Annotated in this window: 21 protein-coding genes; 8 read left to right on the top strand and 13 right to left on the bottom strand. The window is 32.3% G+C overall.

Translation table 11 applies throughout. From position 1 onward, the window contains the following. Positions 1-43: 43 nt before the first annotated feature. From HM982_RS08580 to HM982_RS08550, 7 genes are all read right to left on the bottom strand, one after another. Positions 44-877, bottom strand: a complete 834-nt coding sequence (locus tag HM982_RS08580) for a universal stress protein (protein WP_179352729.1) — start codon at positions 875-877, stop codon at positions 44-46. Positions 878-942: 65 nt separating this feature from the next. Continuing rightward, positions 943-1,788: a universal stress protein gene (locus HM982_RS08575; RefSeq protein WP_179352728.1), complete on the bottom strand. Its 846-nt coding sequence runs from the start codon at positions 1,786-1,788 to the stop codon at positions 943-945. Positions 1,789-1,817: 29 nt separating this feature from the next. Further along, positions 1,818-2,666, bottom strand: a complete 849-nt coding sequence (locus HM982_RS08570; protein WP_179352727.1) for a universal stress protein — start codon at positions 2,664-2,666, stop codon at positions 1,818-1,820. A gap of 733 nt (positions 2,667-3,399) precedes the next feature. Continuing rightward, positions 3,400-3,786: a hypothetical protein gene (locus tag HM982_RS08565; protein ID WP_179352726.1), complete on the bottom strand. Its 387-nt coding sequence runs from the start codon at positions 3,784-3,786 to the stop codon at positions 3,400-3,402. A 6-nt stretch (positions 3,787-3,792) separates the two neighbouring features. Beyond that, positions 3,793-4,641: a universal stress protein gene (locus HM982_RS08560; protein WP_179352725.1), complete on the bottom strand. Its 849-nt coding sequence runs from the start codon at positions 4,639-4,641 to the stop codon at positions 3,793-3,795. A gap of 86 nt (positions 4,642-4,727) precedes the next feature. Further along, on the bottom strand, positions 4,728-5,768 hold the full coding sequence (locus tag HM982_RS08555; protein WP_179352724.1) for a response regulator: 1,041 nt from the start codon (positions 5,766-5,768) through the stop codon (positions 4,728-4,730). Then, a complete protein-coding gene (locus HM982_RS08550) occupies positions 5,765-7,645 on the bottom strand; it encodes a sensor histidine kinase (protein ID WP_179352723.1) in 1,881 nt (626 codons plus the stop codon). Before HM982_RS08550 ends, HM982_RS08555 begins: the two co-directional genes overlap by 4 nt. 161 nt (positions 7,646-7,806) lie before the next feature. Here HM982_RS08550 and HM982_RS08545 point away from each other — a divergent pair, with 161 nt between their 5' ends. The 7 genes from HM982_RS08545 (at position 7,807) to HM982_RS08520 (ending at position 11,458) form a co-directional block, all read left to right on the top strand. Further along, positions 7,807-8,214 (top strand): hypothetical protein, encoded by a 408-nt coding sequence (locus HM982_RS08545; protein WP_179352722.1) that lies wholly within the window; start codon positions 7,807-7,809, stop codon positions 8,212-8,214. A 197-nt stretch (positions 8,215-8,411) separates the two neighbouring features. Further along, positions 8,412-8,603 (top strand): pyridoxamine 5'-phosphate oxidase family protein, encoded by a 192-nt coding sequence (locus HM982_RS18520; RefSeq protein WP_246296657.1) that lies wholly within the window; start codon positions 8,412-8,414, stop codon positions 8,601-8,603. A gap of 60 nt (positions 8,604-8,663) precedes the next feature. Then, on the top strand, positions 8,664-8,837 hold the full coding sequence (locus HM982_RS18515) for a hypothetical protein (RefSeq protein WP_246296655.1): 174 nt from the start codon (positions 8,664-8,666) through the stop codon (positions 8,835-8,837). Between the two features lie 109 nt (positions 8,838-8,946). Further along, entirely contained in the window at positions 8,947-9,723 is a 777-nt protein-coding gene (locus HM982_RS08535) for a patatin-like phospholipase family protein (RefSeq protein WP_179352721.1), read from the top strand. 79 nt (positions 9,724-9,802) lie between these two features. Beyond that, positions 9,803-10,366: a TetR/AcrR family transcriptional regulator gene (locus HM982_RS08530; protein WP_179352720.1), complete on the top strand. Its 564-nt coding sequence runs from the start codon at positions 9,803-9,805 to the stop codon at positions 10,364-10,366. 68 nt (positions 10,367-10,434) lie between these two features. Continuing rightward, entirely contained in the window at positions 10,435-10,998 is a 564-nt protein-coding gene (locus tag HM982_RS08525) for a carboxymuconolactone decarboxylase family protein (protein ID WP_179352719.1), read from the top strand. 76 nt (positions 10,999-11,074) lie between these two features. Further along, positions 11,075-11,458, top strand: coding sequence for a DoxX family protein (locus tag HM982_RS08520; protein ID WP_179352718.1), 384 nt, complete (start codon positions 11,075-11,077; stop codon positions 11,456-11,458). Positions 11,459-11,513: 55 nt separating this feature from the next. Here HM982_RS08520 and HM982_RS08515 read toward each other — a convergent pair whose 3' ends face one another. The 3 genes from HM982_RS08515 to HM982_RS08505 are packed head-to-tail and all read right to left on the bottom strand — an operon-like array spanning position 11,514 to position 18,709. Then, positions 11,514-15,179, bottom strand: a complete 3,666-nt coding sequence (locus HM982_RS08515) for a metallophosphoesterase (RefSeq protein ID WP_179352717.1) — start codon at positions 15,177-15,179, stop codon at positions 11,514-11,516. A gap of 14 nt (positions 15,180-15,193) precedes the next feature. Continuing rightward, complete coding sequence (locus tag HM982_RS08510; protein WP_218849791.1) at positions 15,194-17,530, bottom strand: hypothetical protein; 2,337 nt, start codon at positions 17,528-17,530, stop codon at positions 15,194-15,196. Between the two features lie 12 nt (positions 17,531-17,542). Further along, complete coding sequence (locus tag HM982_RS08505; protein ID WP_179352716.1) at positions 17,543-18,709, bottom strand: Pycsar system effector family protein; 1,167 nt, start codon at positions 18,707-18,709, stop codon at positions 17,543-17,545. 432 nt (positions 18,710-19,141) lie between these two features. Between HM982_RS08505 and HM982_RS08500 the strand changes: the two genes are divergently transcribed. After that, a complete protein-coding gene (locus HM982_RS08500; protein WP_317167421.1) occupies positions 19,142-21,418 on the top strand; it encodes a tetratricopeptide repeat protein in 2,277 nt (758 codons plus the stop codon). Positions 21,419-21,471: 53 nt separating this feature from the next. Here HM982_RS08500 and HM982_RS08495 read toward each other — a convergent pair whose 3' ends face one another. Genes HM982_RS08495 through HM982_RS08485 form a run of 3 tightly spaced genes read right to left on the bottom strand, consistent with a single transcriptional unit; the run spans position 21,472 to position 24,223 of the window. Continuing rightward, positions 21,472-22,062, bottom strand: coding sequence for a LutC/YkgG family protein (locus HM982_RS08495; RefSeq protein ID WP_179352715.1), 591 nt, complete (start codon positions 22,060-22,062; stop codon positions 21,472-21,474). A gap of 2 nt (positions 22,063-22,064) precedes the next feature. Continuing rightward, positions 22,065-23,438, bottom strand: a complete 1,374-nt coding sequence (locus tag HM982_RS08490; RefSeq protein ID WP_179352714.1) for a lactate utilization protein B — start codon at positions 23,436-23,438, stop codon at positions 22,065-22,067. 47 nt (positions 23,439-23,485) lie between these two features. Beyond that, positions 23,486-24,223 carry a (Fe-S)-binding protein gene (locus tag HM982_RS08485; protein WP_179352713.1) on the bottom strand — a complete coding sequence of 246 codons (738 nt, stop codon included), beginning with the start codon at positions 24,221-24,223 and terminating at the stop codon, positions 23,486-23,488. Positions 24,224-24,267 lie beyond the last annotated feature (44 nt).

Below are 24,267 nucleotides of genomic sequence, written 5' to 3'. Positions count from 1 at the left end.
TATTAAAATTAGTGCGTAATATCTATAGATAAAATGATTTTTGTCAGTTCAAACGTGGGATAACTAAAAACGGAATAGTGGGATGAAATCCCATTTTTTTAATGACAGGTTCTTTAATGATGTTTTCAATAAAACTGTGTTCGTAATTAACCATCACTAAAATATTAATTTTTAGTTCGTCTATAAAATCTTTAATTGCTTGTTCTTTATTGCTGTAATCTGGCCTCCAATGAAAAGTATGTGAATAAGTTTCTAATGCTATTTTTAGCTGCTCTAAATTATACTTTTGCGTTTCTGAAAGCGCATTTTCTGTGTTAATATGAAGAATATCAATTTCAGATTTATACAGTGCTGTTAATTGTTTTAAAGCTAATAATTCATCACCATAATTACGATTGTAATCTGTTGGGAATGCTATATGTTCTGGTTTTACAAAATTATAAGCATCAGGAATCACTAAAACAGGGCAGCGTTTTATTTTATTAATAATATCTACGGTATTACTTCCAAAGAAAAATTCCTTAGCGCCAGTGGCACCCTTTGTACCCATAACAACAAGGTCTATTTTATTCTTTTCTATAATGGTTTCTATCGTGTTTAGAAAATCATTTGTACTTAAAAGAACCTCAAAGCTATGATCCGCCTTGGTGGTGATATTCTCGGCCGTTTCTTTTAATTCATTAAGATCCTTCATGGCATTTTCAGCTAATACATGTAGTAATTTACTAGACATATTAGACATTGTAGAAATTTTCATTTTAGACGAATGAAAAAAGTAAAATGTACAGCTTTCTTCTTGGTATAGTTTTAGCGCATATAATGCCGCACTCCAGGCATTTTCTGAAAAATCTGTAGGTAAGAGAATATTTTTTCTCATGTGTTGGGTGTCTTAAATTAATGTTGCAAACTAGAATTTACATCAAAATTTCAAAATGATATTCATCAGTATTTAGATGTCAACACCAAAAATGGGACTTTTAATTGAAAACCTATTTGATTTATGGTAGATTTAAAGAATAAATTTTCAAAAAATGAATGTTTATTGTTAATCATAGCCAATAGATTGATTTTCGATTTAACTTGAAATTGGTTAATCGCTTCTGTAATAGCCATATTTTGATATTGGTGAAATAAATAAGGGGTCTCCTTAAATTGAGCTTCTAAGGCCAATTGATGGTTTACTTGCTCAAATGTTAGGTTATTATCTGTTGACACATGAAGGGCATTTAGTCTAGAGTTATGGGCAATCACAATTTCTTTTAAAAGATCGATTTGAAAGGTTTTATAATCGACTTCTAAATCTGTAGGAAATAATATTTCTTGAGGTTTTTCATATTCAAAATCTGAAGGTACTGCCAACACAGGATGTTTTACCGTTTTAAAAACATGTACCGTATTAGAACCAAATAAAACTTCTTTGGCACCAGTAGCACCTTTGGTTCCCATAATAATTAGATCGGTTTTGTTTTCTGATAAAAATTCATTTATACCAGAGGTCAGCGTATCAAACCGAGCTAAAGTTCTAAATTGATGTTTAGGGTTTTCTCCAAATGTTTTTGAGATTCTCTCTTCAAGTTCATCTAATTGCTCTTGAGATGTATTTCTAATAGCATCACCTAAGCCAAACTGCGCAGGATAGCCTAAAACATATTCTACATTGTAAATGATTGGGGTGTAGGTATTAAGTAAATGAAACGTGCAAGTTTCGTGTTTAAAAAGTTGGATGGCATACGATATCGCATTCCATGAATTATCAGAAAAATCGGTGGGTAAAAGGATATGTTTCATGACTTGCAGTTTTTTGTTTTTACTTTATATCAATTTCTTACGGCATTTTGCATGGCTAATAACGGAATCTCTAATCCAAGGCTCACTCTGTCCATTGTAGAAGGAAATAACATATCTTCTAAAAAAGAGTGTTGCGTATTGACCATAGTAATCATATCAATATCATTTTCTTTAATGTGTGAGGTAATGGTTTCTGCGACTTTTTTATTGTTTTTGATGCTGAAATTTACCTTGTTACACAATAAGGTGTCCTTGATGAATGCTTGGTTATCTTCTTGTCTTATCGATAATTTAGGGCTTGTAGAAATGTAAATGACATCAATATCACTTCTGTAAGATCGGGCTAAAATAGACAGTAGCTTTAACTCACGGCGTTTATATGGAATAAGGTAATCCGTTGGAAATAATATACGTTTGGGCTGTGTGTTATTGTAGTTTGAAGGAATTGCGAGAACAGGGCAGTCTACATATTTTAATACTTGAAATGTTTGACTTCCAAATACAATATGGCTGTTGTTAGATTTGCCTTTTGTACCCATGACAATTAAATCTATATGATGTTCATCTGCAATCTTATTTGAAGCTTCTACCAAGGTATCATAAACCGAAATGTACTGATACGTGTATCTTGGATTTGGAGTTGATTTTTCAATGTCTTTTAATAGCTTTTCCAGATTGTTTTTAGAATTTGTTTTCACCTTATTTAAGACGGTATCAAATACGTCGCGAGACACTAAATCATCATGGTCATAAAACTCACTTCGATAAGCATGCATAAAATAGAACTGTACATTCTGGTATTTAAAAAATTCTAAAGCATAATTAATGGCGTTCATTGAATTTTTAGAGAAATCGGTAGGTAAAAGAATGGATAGCATAGCTTAATGTATTGGTTTTGAATACTTAAATTTACAAGTTAAAAATTGTTTTAATTATGATTTATATCAGTTAGAAAGTTAAAGCTTATAAACTGATACTAGAATAATAGTGACATTTTTAAAGAATTAGGTTTAGCTTTAGTGTTAATTTAAGGTGTTGGTAGATAGGGCGTTAAAGTAGGTGTGTGGTGTGGTAATGCTTTGTTGGTAGTGAGATGGTTATTTTTAAGTACTACAGAAGTGACTACTTTATACAATAACTCAAAACTGAACTAGAAAAAGAATAACAATGACGTAAGGATTTGCCTGAGGAGTAGATAGCTAAGAATTGCTATTCTTTTTCATTAAACTAAACGTAATTTGGTATTTCTAATTTATAAAAATTTTAAATCAAACGCTCTGCCAAATTAGGTGTAATACTTTTAGTGTATAAGCGGTTTTTATTAAAAACAAGTAACCTTTTAAATAAAAAGAGGCAGCCAAATAAGCTAAAAAAAACCATCAATTTTGTGATTTTCAATTAAAATAACTTTAGAAATACGCCTAATAATAATTAGAACAATTCAACCAACCAAAAATTCTAAAAGCTATAGTAACGCTGTTACAAAATAGAGGCAAATACCCCATTCGACTGACTCTTTGAAATTAAAAGTTAACCATCTTAAAATGGTTTAGTAATATTAAAAATATTAAAGCTATTAAAATATGATATTTATCAGATTACGTAATATTTTTAAAACAATACAATCCCGTAAGCCATATTTAAGAGATAGATGCCAATTAAAAACAGTAAGGTATAAGTCACCTGAACTAGTTTAATATTAGTATAAGTTAAAAAGGAAACGGTTCGTTTAGGAAAGGCAAATAGTGACAGTCCAATAAAAAGTGCAGTCCAACCTATAAGTGTAATAATAAGTTTGTAATTCAGCTCCCAAATATTATGAAAGAGGGTATTAAGCAAACCAATAACAATAGCTATAAAAGCTGAAGTTATAAGAAATTTTTGATCGTTTAAGTCATTAAAAACTTGTTTGATTCGTTTAGGGTTAAGGCTTAAGATAAAAAAGAAAATAAGTAAATACCAACCCCAAAATTTGGCTAAGAATATTGAAACATCCATAATTTATTAGTTTTTTTCATGTAAAACCAAAAATGGAATCCGAGTATGGTAAGTTATGTTTTCCACTTTTGAATGAAATAGTATTTGTTGAAAATAATTTAAATTTTTAGCTACCATGCAGACCATATTTATGGCATTGTTTTCAATAAAATTTTCAATTGCATCTTCTACGTTTATATTGGTAAGGTCATGAAAACTAAAATGGTATTGGTTAAAATATTCTTCAAGTAATTCTTTGTTTTGGCTTTGCTGGGTATTAATGTTTGTTTTACTTTTATTGATATGAAGAATATGTAATGACGTCTTAAACCGATTTAGTATTTTTACAATAGGCTTAAGTACATGTAAGTTGTGTGATAAAGAAAAATCTGTAGGAAAGGCAATTTTTGAAGGTTCAGTAAACTTGGCATGTTCAGGAATAACCAAAGTGTTACACTTTACTTTGGTAACCACATCTGCGGTATTAGAGCCTAAAATAATTTTACTCAATCCTGTTGCTCCTTTTGTTCCCATCACAATAAAATCTATTTCTTTTTCGTCTATAGTTTTACGGATACCACTCGTAAAATAAGTGTTTTCAATAATGGTATAAAAGTGATGGCTCTTTTTAGAAGATTCTAATTTTTTAATACGTTTTAAAAGCGTTTGTAGGTCTTGTTTTATAGGTCTTAAGTATAATGTGTCAACATCGTTCCTGTCTAAAATTAAAGGGGCATCATTATAATCTGTAGCATTTATAGATTTAATATGCAGGAGATAGAAATTGCAATTTTGATTTTCGAAAAATCGAATGGCATACTTTATAGCGTTCCATGAATTTTCTGAAAAATCAGTTGGTAGTAAAATATTTTTCATCGAACAATAACTTAAAAGAACAAAGTTAGAGGTAAGTTGTTGTCTTTAAAATGATATTAGTCACTTTCAGGCTTATACAAATCTTTTTACTGGATATCTTTTAGTTTTTCAAGATTCAATACTTTTATAGATCGACCATCAGATGCTATGATGCCTTGCTTTTTAAAACTGGCTAAGGTGCGTATTAAAGTTTCGGTAGCAATACCGGCAACACTTGCCAAATCACTACGTGAAATATTAATTGGGTCATTGGGTTTTCGGTTTATTTTTTCTGCAAATTTTAATATTGTTGCCGCCGTTTTTTTGTTGACCGTTCCGTAGGCCATTTCTAATAATTGGTCTTTAACAAGTATAAGATCATTAGATAATAACTGAACAAGCTCTAAAGTAATTTTAGGATTTTGATTTAATATCTCATTAAATTGGCGGGTAGAAATACCTGTTAATTCAGTGTTTTCTATAGTGGTAGCCGTTTCTTTGTGCGGGATGTTGTTTGTAAAAGACGTATAGCCAAACAAATCATCTTCTTTATATAAGCCAGTAATTAATTCTTTACCTTGTTTATCTATTTGAAAGCATTTTACGGCACCTTTATTAATTAAGTAAATGTAATTAGAGTGTTCAGCCTCTCTATAGATTTTAGTGTCTTTTTTTACGTTAAAACGAGCACCATTATCCGAGAAAAAGTTTTTAAGGTCATCAAGAGTTTTAATCGCTTCAGTAGTGGTTGTATTACTGCGCTCCCTGTCTTTTAAAATGGCTGTTTTTGCTAAGCGACTCTCAATGGCACTAATGAGTTCCTCTTCTGTAAATGGTTTTGTAATATAATCGTCAGCACCGAGGTTCATTCCTTTTCTAACATCCTTATGTTCGGTTTTTGCTGATAGAAAAATAAAAGGAATGTATCTTGTGGTTTGGTCTTCAGAGAGGTTTTTTAAAGTCTCATAGCCATTAACTACGGGCATCATAATATCACAAACAATAATATCTGGTATAACTTCTTTTGCTATTGTAATTCCAATTTTACCATTGGCAGCAGTTAAGACTTTATAATTTGAAAGTTCTAAGAGTTCTGCGGTGTTTTCCCTTAGTACCATATCATCTTCTATAAGTAAAATTGTAATCATTGTTTTGCGGCATTAGGAAAGGTTATTATAAATGTGGTACCAACATGTTCTTCACTTTCAAAGGTAATTGTACCACCTAAATTTTCTAAGTGATTTTTTACGATATTCAACCCAATGCCTGTACCTTGAATGGTGCTTACATTTTCAGATCTATAATATCGATTAAAAATATTTTTTTGGTCTTTTTGTGGAATGCCAATACCTTCATCTTTAACTTTAATGGTTGTGGTAGTCTCATTTTGTGCCACACTGATAGCAATAGTTTTATGCGCTTGAGAATAAGTTATGGCATTATTCAGCAGATTAGTAAGTGTTAATATAATTGATTTTTCATCTTGAAAAAGAGAAAGGTTATCAATATTCTCTGGGTATATTATAGATTGGCCTTCTTTTAAGAGCATATTGGCATTATAAATCACTTCATCAATCACTTTACTGAGTTTAAAATTGGTAAAATTATAGTTGAGTTTACCGGTTTCTAAACGCTCTAAAGATAAAAAGTCATTAAGTATGGTGTTGAGGTATTGAACTTTATCTGCAATGGTTTTTATATGTTTATCCCGTTTGCTTTGTTCTTCTGTTAATTTATACTTATTAAGTAAAACGGACGAGGTTAAAATACCACTTAAAGGCGTTTTAAATTCGTGTGAAACTAAAGACAAGAACTTTGTTTTTAGGTCGTTGAGTTCTTTTTCTTTAGAGAGCGCTTCGTTGAGTTGTTTGGTGCGTTCTTCAACTTTATTTTCGAGCTTTTCTGTATAGTTTTTTCGTTCGGTGATGTCTAAGATAATAGCGACAAAAACATTTTTTTCGCTTAGCTTATTAAGCTGTAGATGAACTTCAACAGGGTAGGTGGATCCGTCTTTTCGTTGGTGCGTGGTTTCAAATTCTAATTTTTCGGTTTTAGATTTGAATAAAACATCAATCTTTTTTCTAAAATCAGTCTTAGTCTCATGAGTTTTTATGTCTAAAGGCGTCATTTGTTGTAATTCCTCTAAACTGTAACCTAAGTTTTTTTGTGCCCCAATATTCACATTTATAAAAATTAATGTTTCAGCATCAAAAACATAAATCTCATTCAGCGATTCGTGGATGATATTGGCTAAATGTTTTCGTTCCGCGTCCGCCTTTCTTATTTGTGTAATATCATTTTGAATCCCTATAAAATTCGTGACTAAGCCCTCGCTATTGGTTATGGGCATTATGTAGAGGTCATTCCAAAATAAGGTACCATCTTTTTTATAGTTACGTAATCTTACTTGGCAGCTTTTGTTTTTTTTTACGGCTTGTCTAATCGTTTTTAGACCTTCTTGCTGAGTGTCTTTACCTTGTAAAAAGCGACAATTTTTATTGATGATTTCTTCACTAGAATACCCCGTAAGATTTTGAAACGCCGTATTAAAGTAAATTACGGGGTTGTCTTTTTTGAGGGCATCAGTAATAATAATACCGTTACTAGCAGATTGCAACGCACTACTTTTTAGCATTAAGTTTTTTTCAATCTCTTTGCGTTTAGAGATATCCTTAACCAATGCCATTACATAGGTTTTATTTTCTGTTTTATAAGGGTTTAACTCAACTTCAATCGCAATACTATCGCCATTTTTTTTTAAACCATGAATATCAGAAGCTTCGCCCATACTTCGGCTTTTACCGATTTCTATGAACGTTTCAAAATGCTTATCATGGTTAGGATGGTATCTTGAAGGAATAATTGTGTTTAACTTCTTTTGAAGTAATTCACTTTTTTTATATCCAAATATCTTTTCGGCTTTGGTATTGATTTCCACTATGTTCTGTTGCGTGTCAACAATTAAAACACCATCAGAAACAGCTTCTAGTAGTACATTGAATATATCTTGTTCTTGATGAAGCATTAATTTAGGATTTAGTGGTCTCAAGATAAACACTAAAATTAATTATTAATTAGCGGATGACCTAATTGAAGGCGGTAAGATTTTGAGTGCTCATTTAAAACTGATTTTGGTCATTGTTGAACCTTAGTTTTTATTGTAATTTTAAAATTAAACACCGTATTTTGAATTCAACTCACAACTTAACTCTTCAATTCTACACAAATCTTGGCAAATTATTCTATGCTATTGCAGCTGTAGACAAAAATGTGAGAGCCGAAGAGATTTCTACGGTTAAAGGTTTGGTGCAACAATACTGGGTGCAAATAGCAGAAGAAAAGGACGTTACCGAAGGTGCCATTAAAAGCGCTATATTAGATACTTTCAATCAGCTGTGTACTGCAAAAGATAACCAAGCTGAAGATTGCTTTAATTGTTTTGTAAACTTTAAAAAACAAAACGAGTCGCTGTTTACAGATACCATAAATTCCTTAATCTTAAAAACGACAAATGAAATTGCGACATCATTTTCTGGCCAAAATAAATCTGAACTAATGATGCTTGCAAAACTAAATATAGAATTAAAAAAATAGTTAGCTTAATCGTGTTCTAGTTTTATTGAAGGTGTTATTTAAATCAATGAATAGGATTTTTTTTATTTAAATATAATACGTCTGTAACTGACCAATATCATAATTTAATCCCTTAATTATAAGTAGATTAGTGTAAACGTTAAAGGTTAGGCGTTATGGTAAAGACATTAAAGGAAAAATAATCCATTATTTTACTTATGCTCAATTATATTGGGAATCTGTCTTATATCTATAGAGACAGACCTTTTATAGCGCCAATCACTTATTTTTTTGATATAGAGAAGAAAATTATTATTGGATATTCTGCAGAAGGCCATAAAATAAATGCTATGCGTAGAAACAGTAATGTTTCACTTTGTGTAACTGATATCGATTCTGTAAATGAATAGAAATCAGTATTAGCACATGGTACATTTCAGGAATTATCAGGAAGTGAAGGCAAAGCAAAATTGCATCAGTTTTCATTAGGTGTTAAAGACTTAGTAGTTACTAATGAGCATCGTGAATTAGATTTTATAGCCGAGTTTTCTAGTAAGATGTACAAAGATAATAGACCCATTATTTTTCAAATTAACGTTACAGAAATTACGGGAAAAATGAGAAGTCATCCGGATTTAGATTAATTAAATAGTTTTGGTTTTTAACCAAAACAAGTTTTAAATTTAATCTACAGGATGGTTTCTTTTTTATAATAAATGGTAATTTTGAACTGATTGTTTAAATATTTAGTCTATGACTGTTGGTTTAGTACTATCTGGCGGTGGCATGCGAGGTGCAGCACATATTGGTGTTATTAAGGCTCTAGAAGAGCGTGGTATAATAGTGACTCATATTTCGGGTTCTAGTGCAGGAGCTATTGTTGGTGCGCTTCACGCTTATGGTTGTGATTGGAACGACATTTTAAAAATTTTCAAAAGCTTTCAGATTATTGATATTTCTAAATATGCCCTTGGAAAGCCAGGTTTTATTGATGTTGAAAAATTCTATCCGTTGTTAAATTCTTACATTATAGACGATGATTTTAAGGCGCTTAAAAAGTCGCTTTATATTACAGCAACTAATGTATTAAATGGAGAGCTTAAAATTTTTAATTCTGGTGAGCTTATAAAACCAATATTAGCTTCAGCAGCTTTCCCTGGAGTTTTTACACCTGTGAAAATTGATAAATCATTTTTTATTGATGGTGGTGTACTTAATAATTTTCCTGTTGAACCCTTAATTTCTCAGTGTGATGTAATTATTGGTGTCTATGTAGACGGTGTAAAAAATATTAAAGTTCAAGATTTAAAACATTCTTACGGTGTAGTGGAACGTGCTTTTAAATTGAAATCCTTTAGAGAAGATTCTCAAAAATTCAGACATTGCGATGTTGTTATTTCATTAAAAGAACTTGATGGTTTTAGTACTTTTGATAAAAAACATCTCGATACTATATTCAATATTGGTTATAAAGCCACCAATGTTGAGCTTAATAAAAATGCCCTTATTAAGTCTAAATTTGGACTTTAACCACTTAAATTCTAAATTCTATGTTAAAAATTTTCATATAACTAACCGATTGGTTAGTTTTGTGCTGTAATTAAAAAGTGTGGCTAGAAAAAAACAATATAATGAAGCAGAAGTTCTAGAAAAAGCAATGCAGCTTTTCTGGAGAAATGGTTATGAAACGACCTCTATGCAAATGCTTGAACAAGAGATGGGGATTAATAAATTTTCCATTTATTCTAGCTTTGGTAATAAACATAGCCTTTTTCTTGAAAGCCTAAAATGTTATAAGAACAACGTTAATGAGATGTTTGAAACATTTAAAAACGCATCTAACGGTGTGGCTTCTATTAAACAATTTTTTTATGATTCAGTAGAAGCTAATTTTAAAGATAATAGCATCAAAGGTTGTTTAGTAACCAATACTTATAATGAATTTTCTGAACGAGAAGATGAATTAATAAAAGTACAAATGGATGCTTTTATGGCAAATTTGAAAGCTATAATTATAGAAAAATTAAAAACAGACCCTACTAAAGATGAAGCGACTATTTTACAACAAGCTAATTTTTTATTATTAGCCAAGCATGGGTTAGCTGCAGCTGCTCGAGTAAATAGTAAACAGGAAATTGAAGATTATATTGAAATGACCTTTAAAAATATATAGCTTTTTTTTTGTACAATAACTAAACGAACGTTTAGAAAAATTTAATATTAATAATAAAATTAAAAATTATGACAACTTTAAAAATTCATGACATTGAAACAGCTCCAGAAGCGAGCCAACCCTTATTAGAAAACTCTCAAAAAGCCTTCGGAATGATTCCTGGTTTACACGGTGTTTTAGCAAGTGCTCCAAAAGTTTTAGAGGCTTATCAAACCCTGCACCAATTATTTGTTGACTCTTCTTTTAATAACGATGAGTTAACTGTGGTGTGGCAAACTATAAATGTAGAACATGCTTGCCATTATTGTGTCCCAGCACATACAGGTATTGCAAAAATGATGAAAGTCGATGACGCTATCACTGAAGCTTTACGTAACGAAACACCTTTAGAGAGTTCTAAGTTAGAAGCCTTACGTACTATGACCTTAACGATAGTTAGAAATCGTGGTTATGTTTCTCAAGAAGATTTAGACACATTTTATGCTGCAGGTTATACCGAAGCACATGTGTTAGAAATAATACTAGGCTTATCTCAAAAGACAATTAGTAACTATGTAAACCATATTGCTAATACCCCTGTTGATGCTGGGTTTAAAAAGTTTGAGTGGTCTAAAGCTAATGTAGAATCTTAATTTCTATAATCACGAGTTAATTGATAATAATAAACCTTCTGTATTATTCCGAAGGTTTATTAAAATAACTACACCAATGAAAAACACAAAAATAGCACTTAAAGTAAGTGATTTTGTAGCCGCTGCATTTATGGTATTCTTTGCTCTACCAAAATTATTAGGCGCCGAAAAAAGTATTCAAGGATTTGAACAGTTTAAATCTTTAGTGCCAATAGACCCAAATGTATTTAGAGTATTTACAGGTGCTGTAGAGCTTATAATTGCCATACTACTCATCTTGTACACCATTAAAAATAAGCATAGCCTAGGGAAATTAGCATACATCCTTTTATTGGCAACTATGATTGGTGGTTTAATAATGGAATTTTTTGCAAGGCCAGTACCACAATGGGTGCTTGTAGTTATAGCGATTATTCTTTTAGTACTTTCAATAGTTAAACTAAAGCCTTTAGTAAAATAGTAATTGGTTGTTTTGTTTAAATTGTTAAGGCGTAAATTTTATTTACGCCTTTTTTTTAGAAATCAAAGCCCATTCCAAAAGAAACTCTGATGCCATCTGAAGCGTGAAACATGCCTAAATTTGCAGACAGTAAATCTACAGCATTAATAAAAAGGCCACCACCATAAGCGTTATGCCATTTTTCGGACGAATCATCTTCAAGCCAAACACGACCATAGTCAAAGCCACCATAAATTCCTAATTTTATAGGAACCAACTGTGTTTTCATACGGTTAAAACTATACCTTAAGTCTGTGTTTTGATAGAAAGCATTTTTTCCTGTAAACCGTTGGTTTCTATAACCTCTTAAGCCATCTAGACCACCGATTGATGCCGCTTGATAAAATTCAAAACCATCTCCAAAATTTAAGTGACCTTTCAATTTTGTAGCAAACACCAAACGTCCCGATGGGTTTAGTTGTCTCGCAAAACCTAAATCTGTTATAAGATATCCAAAACTACGACCGCTTACTTCTAAATTATTTTTATAACCGGTTTCAATTGAAATATGCATGCCATTGGTAGGGTAGGCCTTATTGTCGTAATTATAATAATCATATTTTGCGTTAACACCACCAAAATGCTCTTCATCAAAAATATTTTCGGGTAGCAAGTCGTTATCCGACACAAAACGGTTATCCGTATTATGAATTTCATTCACCTCATAACTAAGACCAAAATGAATAAGGCTTCCCCGTTTAGAATTCCAAATAAGTTGTGGGCTTAAACGAAAAATTCTCGTTTTTACTCTATTGTAATCTAGACCTAAATCGTCATCATAATTTTCGGTTTCATTACCATAACCAAAGAAATTTACACTGTAATTTGGACTTTGAAAATACGCTTGAAATCCAAAATTTAAGTTACCAATTACATTAGCAAACTCCCCTTTATAATTTAATTCGTAGCCATCAGTTGCAAAATAATAGGCGGCTTTAACTTGGTGTTGCGATGTAAATGGATTGCGTTCAAATCCATAAGTGGTGTAGGTGTTTGAGAATCCTAATTTTAACCCATCATCAGGATTGGCGCCAACAATAGGCGAGATTTGATTCACATTGTTCCTTAATTTCCTGTAATCATAAACATTGGTATCATAATCGTCCGTTAATTTGATTCTAGCTTTTTTAGCTTGTTCTAAATCATTTTTTTTCGATTTGTAATCGTATATCACAATGTTTTTACCATGTTCAATCTTGTAATCATCATTATTTTGTCCGCCAATAAAACGCACTTTAATCTTAGAAATTTTTCCTTCAACTTCAAAACTATCATCATCATCTAGGCCATATATCCAGATTTCTTTGGTCGCCTTTGGGTCGTAAATTTTATGATGAAAGCGGTCTTTAATGGTATCGTCTTTTTTACGATATAAAGACACTTCTACAGTACCACTTTCTAAGGCCTTAACATTGATATAATCATCTTTATGCGTTCCGGTGATTACAGCATATTTTTGTAATAACTTTAGATATCTGTCCGAAATTTTTTGAAGATTAGCGCGTCGGTCTTTTAAAATCTTTTTAATAGCAACGGCATTGTTAATATCAATTTCTTTGGGGAGATTTTCAAAAGCCTTATCAATAACGGCATCAGTGATTTGAGATTGAATATACTGCACTTGTTTATCCCAATCTAATTTATTTGCTTCGGCGATAAAAGCCACATCTAATGAAAATCCGGAAACATTAAATCCTTTTACATCTTTTAAATCGGACTCATATTTTCTGTATTTTCTTGCCGTCGGAATTATTTTTACAGCAGTACCAAATAAAAAACCATCTGAAACTTTAGAAAAAGCAAAATCGCGATCTCTAGGTAAAGGTTTATAAATGGTTTTGCCTTTATTTTCGTAAACCAACCAGCGCCATTGGTCTTGGTGTCTGTCGGGATCACCAATAAGCATATCAAATAAGCGTGCTTTTATAAATTCTTTTTCATCAATAATTTTAGATTCATCACTAAGCACATCATTTAACATATCTACAGTGCTTACAATTTCTCCTGTGAAATTTCCTGTGCCTAAATGTGTATGGCCATCAGAAGGGTGTTCTTCAAAGAGATAAAGTTCATCTCCAAAATCTTCATTATGTAAACCTAAAGCATTTTGTTTTGGGATGTAATATAACTTAGGGTTTAAATGCGGAAGATTAATAGCTTCAGAAAGTGTTGCTAAAGTAAATGGCGCGTAAGGGTAAGCACCAGCAAAAATATCTTCTAATAAATCTTCAGAAGTGGTATCTGTAAATTGCCCTTCTACATATTGATCTTTAAAAATAGCAGCTTGCATAAATTGGTCGGCTTGCTTTTTCATGGCACGCATTACATAACGTTTTCCTTCAGTATCTTTAAGATGAAGAGTCTTAGATTGTGTACCGCCACCTTTTCTAAAAGGTTTTAATCCGCCCATTAAAGTGTCTAAGTTAGCCACCTTAGCTTTAACGGTTGTGCTATAATCATCGCGATACCGTTCGCCCCAAAGAAATTTATAAAAACCAGATTTATCAGTGTCTTCTTTTGAATAGATAGAAGTACTTACAGAATCTGAAGTCATTTCAGGATAATTGATTTCTGAAACTTGTTCTGGTTGTTTTATCTGTTTGTAAAATTCGACTTCTTCTGCATCAGAATTAAAAAACTGAACGTCTACAGCTTTATTTTTTCCTATATTTAATACGGCGTAACCAGGAACAGAATGACCATAATTATTAGGGTTTCGCATTCTTACTGGTGTCCTTTTAGAACCTGAACCACTGACAATTTGATTCACATTGTCAACTTCTAAATATTGTAAATTATGCTCATGACCAGAAAGGAAAATAACATTTTCATTTTGCTGTGCCGCTACTACAAGATTTTTTCTGAGGTCATTGTAAAACTGATTTGATAAGTCGGCATTTACAATACCTGTAGTTGTTCTTAGAACATTTTTAAGAGTCCCGAGAATAGGCAAAGGGCTCATGTTTTCTTTAACCCCATAACGTCCGTTATGTGGCCCATTGCTATACATAGGGTGGTGTATGGCCACTAAGGTGATTTTGCCTCGTGCTTTCTTAATTTCACTTCTAAATTCATCTAAAAAATCGGCTCTAGATTTTATTTCACAATCGTCATTAATTGTGGGGTGGTTATTCCAATTGGTAATATACCAGTGCGAATCTACAATCAGCATTACGGTATCATCACTGAGGTTTACTTTTTCTATAGGACAGCCATTTTCGGGTTGAAAGGTGTTTTTCCCTAAAGCATCTTCAACCAATTTTTCTTGTCGTTTTAGACCTTTTAAGCCACTATACCAATCGTGATTCCCAGGAAGAAAATACACACTTCCAGGAAATGTTTTTGCGACTTCTAGTTGAAGATTTAGTGCGTGTTCTGCCGCTTTAATGGCTTTTTTATTTTTTAATGGAATGCCTTTAGGGTAAATATTATCGCCAAGAAATAAGAGCACATCGTCTTTATCTGCTTTACCAAATTGCTGCTGTAATTTTAGTAATGGTTTTGGTGCTGTGCCATCGGCTTCTGGCAATCCAACATCACCAATTAAAAAAACATTGGTGGTATTGTTGTCGATATGTTTAAGTGTTTTGTCGCTCGTATTAACATTGTAAGGATTAAAAGTAGCACAACTACTTACAATAATTCCTATGCTAAATAAGCCTAATAGTAGTTTTTTATTCATGTCATCAACCCTTTTTATACGGCTTGTAAATCTTCTATGGTAAAAATATCGGCTACCTTTTGAAGCTTTCTATTGATACTTACTCTAATCGCTTTTATACCATTTGCCCCTTGAAGCTCTTCTAATTCTACAATTTCAATATCATTTCCGATATAGTTTTTGGCTTGTAGAAATTCAAAATAAGCCAAATATTCTTTTTCCATGATGTTGCTAGAATATACCACAGAAAGTTTATGGGGTTGTGTTAAGCGTTCATTGGTATTTTTGATATGGGCTTTGTCGATACGTTTTTTAATCATTTCGTAACGTACATTGTAGGCGCCATCGACATCAAATTGTTTTTCGTCAATACGATATCGGATTGTAATCGGCACATCATAAGCGAGTATCAATGAAGCGACTTCTAACTGCAATGGAAACTCTTTTTGCTTATCGTAATACATGGCTTCCATTTCGCAAACCACTTGAAGTTGCCACAAACGTAAATTGTATAACACGGTAGGATGGTAGTTGAGGTGTTTAGAAATCGATTGCCCAATATATAAATTGTGCTCAATACCATCGGTTTTAAATTTTTCAAAATAATGTGGAAATATTTCCTGAGCCTTTGTTTGTTGTTGATCTAAAAATGAAGACAAAGCTTTATTTCCTTTTTCAATAGTGGTATCGTAAGCTTTTCTAGCATCGTATAAATTGCTCGTTGTTTTATCTATAGTTTTAAGGAATTCATCTACATCCTTACTGTTTTTAGAATTGCTTTGAAAATATTCAAATAAAGGAAAGAGTTGCTTTTCAAAAAAGATATTAATTTCTTGTTCTGAATTGGTATGAAAGTTCTCTTTTAACTCCAATAAATACTTATCAATTTGAAAAATTAACTGTTCGTAAAAAGGTAAGTTTATTTTAATCCGGTTTTGTAGTAATGTTTTACTTTTTTCTAACTGTTTAGTTAAATCTATTCTAATGGCTTCATTTCTAGCATTAGAAGAACCTACTACATCTATTTGACCAAAAAGAGGAACCACATCTTTAAAAACAATTTCTTTAAAAACAGGATTTTCGCCATAATTCCGTTCTTGCATATATTTATTCGCTTCTTCTTCAAAACGCCACTGTACAGCGGGATGGATGGCCGTACATTCTTGTTGAATAATAGCACTGATTTCATTTTGATATTCTGAAAATGTCCGCTTAGAATAGCTTATTATAAAAGGTAAAATAGAATCTAGCTTCACCATATTAATGGCATTAAGCTGATTGGGTTTAAAGGCTGCTAATTCTATAATAAAACCTAATTCACCATTGATAGAAACCGGAATGAGCGCCACACTTTTTAGGCCTTTTTTTAATAAAGTTTCACTTAATCTGTTGCCATTGGTTTGTTTGTGATAGGTTTCTATATTAGAAATAACTAGAGGTTTGAAGTCTTTAAATAGTTGACAATTAATATGTTCGCAAGCATATTCGCTAATGCTAACATCATCACCCTGTGCTAGAGTAAGCATATTAAAGTTTCTGTCTAACGGTGAGATAATTTTATCGTGCTCTACACTGTAACTCCCCAATTGTAAATCTGGTATGTTAAATATGCGCCTAATATCTTCAATTAAATATTGAAAACTTTCGCTGTTAGGTTCTATTAAATGGGTTTTAAAATCATCTATGCGTTCATCTAAAGAAGTGTCTATAAGATTTACGATTCCGAAGCCCTCAATAGTCCAAGATTCTTTTGGAAAGTACTTTCTCCAGATTTCAAGGTTGTTAGCGTTGCTTAATAATTCGTCTAATATATCCTCAGTAATTTCAATGGCATTTTCATTGGGATAAATATCTAGGAAATCGGCATTAAAAGCCACACGGTAACGCTTTCTGTTACCGTTTTTATCTATAATAGATAGGGTTTTGGGTCTTTCAAAATCGACATTAAATTTGTAATGAATATTTAAAATAATCGCATATGTAAGCAAATCAAAAGAGTCTTCATAATCCTTATACAATTCATTAAAAATACTTTCACTTACTTCTGCATTACTAATAATTTGCTCTAATCTTGAACTACAATATATAACTTCGCTAGTATAAGGTGACACAGCTGCTTTAATTTCATTTTCTGATAAAGCGGAAGGAAAAAGATAAGACATTATTTGATCAATGACAGGCTTATACTTAAGAAAGTCTTCTATTGAACTAGAACCTTTAGATAGCACAGGATATTTTTCAAATAGCTCTAAAGCTTGCTTTGCTTGTGTTTGGATAGACGCATTATTTGAGTCTAATAAATCTATAAACTTATCTTTTAATAAGCGTAAAGAAATATTTACTTTGAAAGGACCTGTAGTCGTGTTTTTCATAATATTTTAATATTAAGCAACCATGTTTATGTAATAACTATAAATAAATGTAGCCGCTGATATAATAATTCCGAACATGAAAACGGTATAAGTGATTCTTAATAATTTGTATTTTCTGTTAAGCACTAATCCTAAATAATACAAATCTTTTGTCAGTGAATTGTATAAGGTTTCTTCGTTATCCATTAGGTAGTCGATTCCCCATTCAAAATCTTTCAAACTCATTTTATGAAAATTTCCAAAAAAGAGGATATTAGTTTTTTTCTTTTTAATCATGTCTTTAGTAATGGCGACATTAGATATTTTAGGTCGTGTAGAAAGTACCGATAATACTACAGAAGCAACACTAAAAAGCATTAAAATTAACGTAGGATAGACTAAAAAGTAATTTGAAGGACTATCTAATTTCGGAATTAAATTAGATAAAGCTACCGAAATAATTATAGCATTTACCGAAAGCAATATGTTGGCTTTAGTATCTGCAATGGCACTTAATTCAATATGGTTTTTTAATTGCACACGATACATGGTTTCTACACCTCTGCCAAACTTTGTGGATTTGTCTTTTTTGCTTTTCTTATTAGATTGTTTATATAGCTTTTTCTGAATTTCTAATTGGTTGCGTTCTTTTTTGGGCTGCCATAATAATTTTGCAGAATCAGAATAAAAAGAATGGTTTTTGAGAAAGTTTAAGTTCTCTCGCATCCATTCTATTTTGGAAAGTTGATATTCATTTTTAGCATTTATCTCTTTGAGTAAATTTTCTGAAGTACTCAAATAATCCTCAGAAGCAATATGTCCGCAATCGGCATCTTTAGCTATAGCCTCTAGTTTATTGGTGGGCTTAAAATTTTTCTTTGTTGCTAAAATTAATTGTTCAATTTGTTCTTGAGTTGCTTCAGGAACATCTTGCGTTTTTAAATATGATTTAGCAATCTTAACACTTTCTTCTTCATGGCCGTCGTCGGTGTAAATATAACCTGTATCATGAAACCACGCTGCTAATAATAAGCTTAAAGTTTCTGTTTCAGAACAGTTTTCTTTAGTTGCTAAATCTTTAACATTGGCAACAACTTCTCTGGTATGAATAGCATTGTGGTAGTAATTTGTGGAAGCAAGTTGCTTATTTAGCAGTTCTGCCACATATATTTCCACATTAAATAAAAGTGTTTCTTTCATAATACAAAGTTACATTGTTTTTAATAATTGGATAGATTGCTATTTCTGTCATTTTTTTATGAAGAATATGACGGTATTTTAACAAGTACTTATTCTTTGTAATTTAAATAAAAAACAGCTTTTATATATCATTTAGTCAAAAATAAATAATGTTAAAGGTTTAACTTAAAATCTAGTTATTTTAAGTCACAGCTATGCAGATACAAGGTGGATATAAAAGAAGCATTAATTTTTTAACTTCAAGTGTCTGTCTAGGGGGTTAATTGAATTAAAAATAGGAGTGTTTTTAAGCGAAGTGGCAGGTCAAATTAGAGTGGTTTTAAATAGGTGTTTAAGCGCTGTCCTTCTTACGAAACATGTAGGATAAAACACATTTTTTAGTTACATTTGATACTGTAATTTCACTATGAAATTATATTAAAACTCTGCCTTGTGAAATTCAAGATTTGCCAACCTAAAATACCCGCTTACAATCATTTAGTGATTCTAGTTCTAGTCTGTTTTTCTGTTGTTTTTTCATGTAAAGAAAAAAATAATTACGAAACAGTAGCTAAAAAAGAATCTGTCTTTTTATCAGGGAAATTGATTCCTGATGATCACTTTTTAGGCGATCAAAATTGTAGAGAATGTCATGAAGAGGAATTTAAAGATTGGCAAGGTTCTCATCATGATAAAGCCATGGAAATTGCCGATAGTATTTCGGTCTTGGCAGATTTTAATGGAGAAAAATTTACGAGTCAAGGGGTAACTTCACATTTCTTTCAAAAAAACGGTGATTTTTATGCAAATACAGAAGGTCCCGATGGCGAATATCACGATTATAAAGTGATTTACACTTTTGGCGTTACACCATTACAACAATATATAGTGCAGTTTCCAGATGGACATTACCAATGTTTAAGAACGGCTTGGGATTCGGTTGAAAATAAATGGTTTGATTTGTATCCTGATTTTAAAGTGGTACATTCAGAATGGTTACACTGGTCTAGAGGTGGATTAAACTGGAATAACATGTGTTCTGATTGTCATTCTACCAATGTGAGAAAAAATTATGATCAAGAGACACATAGTTATGATACCAAATATGCTCTAATTAATGTGAGCTGTGAAGCTTGTCACGGTCCAGGAAAACAGCACGTAGAGGATGTTAACCGATTAGGCGATGACTACACTTCTACAGGAACACTGCAAATGACTCTAGATACGAAGCCAAAAGAATTGGTTGATCAGTGTGCGCGTTGCCATATGCGTCGCGAACAATTTTCTACACATTTTAATTTTGAAGGCACTATGCTCGACCATTATTATCCGCAATTAATTGAAGAGAATCTTTATTTTGCAGATGGTCAAATTTTAGATGAAGTGTATGTTTACGGATCCTTTGTTCAAAGTAAAATGTATCAAAATAACGTGACGTGTAACAATTGTCATAATTCACATTCCATGGAATTAAGGTTTGAAGGCAATATGCTTTGTGCTCAATGTCACATACCTGCAGATTACGATACGCCAAAACATCATTTTCATGAAGTCGATACAGAAGGGGCACAATGTATTAATTGTCATATGACCGGACGCTATTATATGGGAAATGATTTTAGAAGAGACCATAGTTTTAGAATTCCAAGACCAGATCAGAGTCTAAAATATGGAACGCCAAATGCATGTACAGGTTGCCATGAAGATAAAGATGATAAATGGGCTTGGGAAGAATTCCAAAAACAATATGGTGAGGTAGATTCTATTCATTTTTCAGATAAATTAGCGCCAGGAATTGCTGGTCATTCTGATGCTCATGAAGGGTTAGCCGAATTAATGAATGATAAAACCCAACCAGAAATAGCTAGAGCTTCTGCAGTAAAAGTGATTTCAAATTACTATTCAGATGATTTAATAGACCAATATCTTAAACTTTTAAATGATGAATCTGCTTTAGTAAGAGCAGCCACTGTAGATGTATTGGGTGAAACTGATACTACTGATTATACCAGTTATTTTCTGCCTTTACTAAATGATGGAAAGCGTACCGTAAGAATTAAAGCGTTTTACGGATTGGGAGGTTTAACAGAATTACAAATACCAGACAACTATAAAGACAGCTATCAAAAAGTAAAAAAAGAGTTTTTTGATTATCTAGACCATAATTCTGATTTTGTAGGTGGCCGCATAAAAAGAGCGCGATATAATATTAAGAAAGGTGATTTGCAAAAGGGGATTGAAGGGTTTGAAAGTGCTTTGGCTATTGATGTATTAAATAATCAAATACGCTTAGACCTAGCCACACTTTACTATAAAGACCAAAACTTTGAAAAGGCTGAGCAAACATTCAAAGCCGTTATTGCACAAGAACCAGAATTTGGACCTGTTTATTATTCTTTAGCATTATTATATGCTGAATTAAATCGCACAGATGATGCGATTAAACAAATGACTAATGCCATTGAGCGTATGCCAGAAAATCCACGTCCTTATTACAATTTGAGTTTATTGTATAGCAAAAAACAAGATAACAAAAGTGCAGAAGAAACGCTTTTAGAAGGTTTAAAGGTTGATGCTTCAAACGAGAGTTTACTATATGCCTTAGCGTATCATTATTTTAATTCTAATCAACCAGAAAAAGCCGAAAGTGCTTTAATGAAATTGATAGATTTATATCCTAATAAGCCCGAATATAAAAACTTTTTACAACAACTATCATTAAATAAATAGTTGCTGTAAAAAGTTTAATTAAAGTAATTATAATTAATAATTTTGAGACAGTGTTATTTTAAGAAAATAGTTAAACTCAAAGCGCCATGAGCACCAATTACTAAAGACTGCTCAATATCTGCTGTTTTTGAAGGGCCAGCAAGAAAAACACCGTAGTCGGCTTTAGTCTCAGAGAGTTTTTTATAAGCCTCATGCATATAAGCGACGATAGCTTGTTTTGTAATTACAACCGCTAAATGCTTGGTTATAAAAGGTAAAACTCTCACCGGAATATCATCGTCGGCAAGCCATACGGATCCATTTTCAGCAACACCAATTTTACTTTCTAAAACTAGAACATCTAAATCTTTAAGTTCATGAGGGTTTTGAATGGTTTCTAAGTTAAGCGTATTAAAACCATCAGCATCTTTTAACTGCGAAAAGTTATTTTTAGTATCTGGAAAATTAGCTTTAATTTGTTGAATAACATCAGCGTTAGAAGTGGCTTCAACCACATTGCCTCCAACAACTTCTACTTTCTTTATAAATTCTTTTATAAGGTCTAAATCTTCATCCTTAAAAACCGAAGTATCAATTTGTGGTAAGTCGATTAATTCTGGTTTGTTAGATTTTATTCTCGCTAATATTTGATCTCTACTGCCCATGTTTAATCTTTTTTGTTGTTTTGGCGTTCCTCGTACCATTGGTCAAAACTTTGTTTCGGTCCTGAAGGTAAATCTCTAGCTTGTCCCCAGGTATTCAATTTTGAGTTAATCAACGATTTTGGTAAATTTCGTAACGACCATCGGGCTACTTTTCCAACTTTTTCAAATTGAGAGGGTTTAGCAAATATTTTTCCCATGGCTTTCATGGATTGCTTTTTTACAAAGGGTTGCGGTGTTTCTTTGGTAATAATCTGGCGCCATTTGTAAAGTTGTGCGTGAATGTCAATTTTAACTGGACATACATCGGAGCAAGAACCACATAATGTGGATGCAAACGGCAAGGTACTGTGTTTCGTTAAGTCTTTTCCTGGTGATAAAATTGAACCAATTGGTCCTGGAATTGTGGCGTCATAACTATGGCCACCACTACGTCTGTAAATAGGGCAAGTATTCATGCAAGCACCACAACGAATACAATGTAAGGAGGCTCTAAAATCGGGTCTGCTTAATTGTTCTGAACGGCCATTATCGACAATGACGATATGCATTTTTTCGCCCTTTCTTGGTTTTTTAAAATGTGATGAATAGGTTGTAATTGGTTGTCCGGTAGCGCTTCTGGCTAATAATCTTAGAAAAACACCTAAATGTTCTTGTTTCGGGATGATTTTTTCAACACCCATACATGCAATATGAACGGGGGCTAAATGTGCACCCATATCAGCATTACCTTCATTGGTGCAAACCACAAAACCACCTGTATCTGCAATAGCAAAATTAACACCTGTTATGGCAACATCAGCTTCAATAAATTTTTGACGTAAATGTTTACGGGCTTCACCTGTTAAATATTGAGGATCACCATCACAGGGTTTTGTGCCTAAGTGTTCTTGAAACAATTCATCGACCTCATGTTTATTTTTATGAATAGCTGGTAAAACAATATGACTTGGTGGTTCTTTTGCTAATTGAACAATGCGTTCACCCAAATCGGTATCAATCACTTCAATGCCATCAGCTTCTAAATGAGGATTTAAATGGCACTCTTCAGTCAACATCGACTTACTTTTTACCACCTTTTTAGCCTTATTTTCTTTAATTATACTGTGGACTATTTTATTGTGTTCTTCTGCATTTGCAGCCCAATGGACTTGAACACCGTTTTTTAAAGCATTGGCTTCAAATTCTATAAGGTAATTGTCTAAGTTGGAGAGCATGTGTGCTTTTATACCATGACCCAAATTTCGTAACTCTTCCCAGCCTTTTACATTATGAACAGAAAGGTCTCTTTTATGGCGCACAAACCATAGTGCTTTATCGTGCCAATCGACTTTCTTTTCATCTTTATTAAAGATACTTGCTAATTGTGAGTGACTCATTTTTATTTGTTTTTTTGAGAACCTAGAATTTAGGATTCGTGCTTAGCTTAAAGGTTACTATTTAAAATTTCGGCAATATGTAACACTTTAAGTGGCTGATTGTTTCGGGTTACTAAACCTTCTAAATGCATTAAGCATGAGGTGTCTGTAGCTGTGATAACTTCTACACCACTATCTAAATGATCTTTAATTTTGTCTTTACCCATTTTAACAGAAACGGCTTCTTCGGTAACAGCAAATGTACCACCAAAGCCACAGCATTCATCACTGCGTTTTAAGGGCATTATTTCGACGCCTTTGGTATGTTGTAGTAATTCTTCAATATAAGAATAGCGTTCGCCAACCACTTCAGAACAGGAGCCTAATCGTAAACCTCTTAGGCCATGACAACTTTTGTGAACGCCAACTTTGTAAGGAAATGAAGCACCAAAATCTTTAATTTTTAAGACGTTTAATATAAAATCACAGAGTTCATAAACGTTATTGCGCACATTAATAACATCTTCGGATTGGGGAATTATATTATAATGTTTTTTTACATGATAGGCACAACTTCCGGAAGGCGTCACAATGTAATCGAAACCTTTAAATAATTCTACAAAATTATTACAAGCACCAACAGAATCAGACTCATAACCAGAGTTAGCCATCGGTTGTCCGCAACAGGTTTGACCAGAAGGGTAAGCGACTTGTACATTGAGTTTTTCTAAAAGTTCTAATGTTGCTTTTCCTACTTGTGGATATAGTTGATTGATATAACACGGAATAAATAAGCCTACTTTCATTAGTTTGAATTTAGTTTTTCAAGTTCAGTTTTTTTATCTCAAAC

Origin of the sequence: Winogradskyella vidalii, from assembly GCF_013403955.1 — a bacterium.
GTDB lineage: Bacteria > Bacteroidota > Bacteroidia > Flavobacteriales > Flavobacteriaceae > Winogradskyella > Winogradskyella vidalii.
Note: the sequence above shows the minus strand (reverse complement) of the source record. Positions and strands in the feature narration are given on the sequence as shown.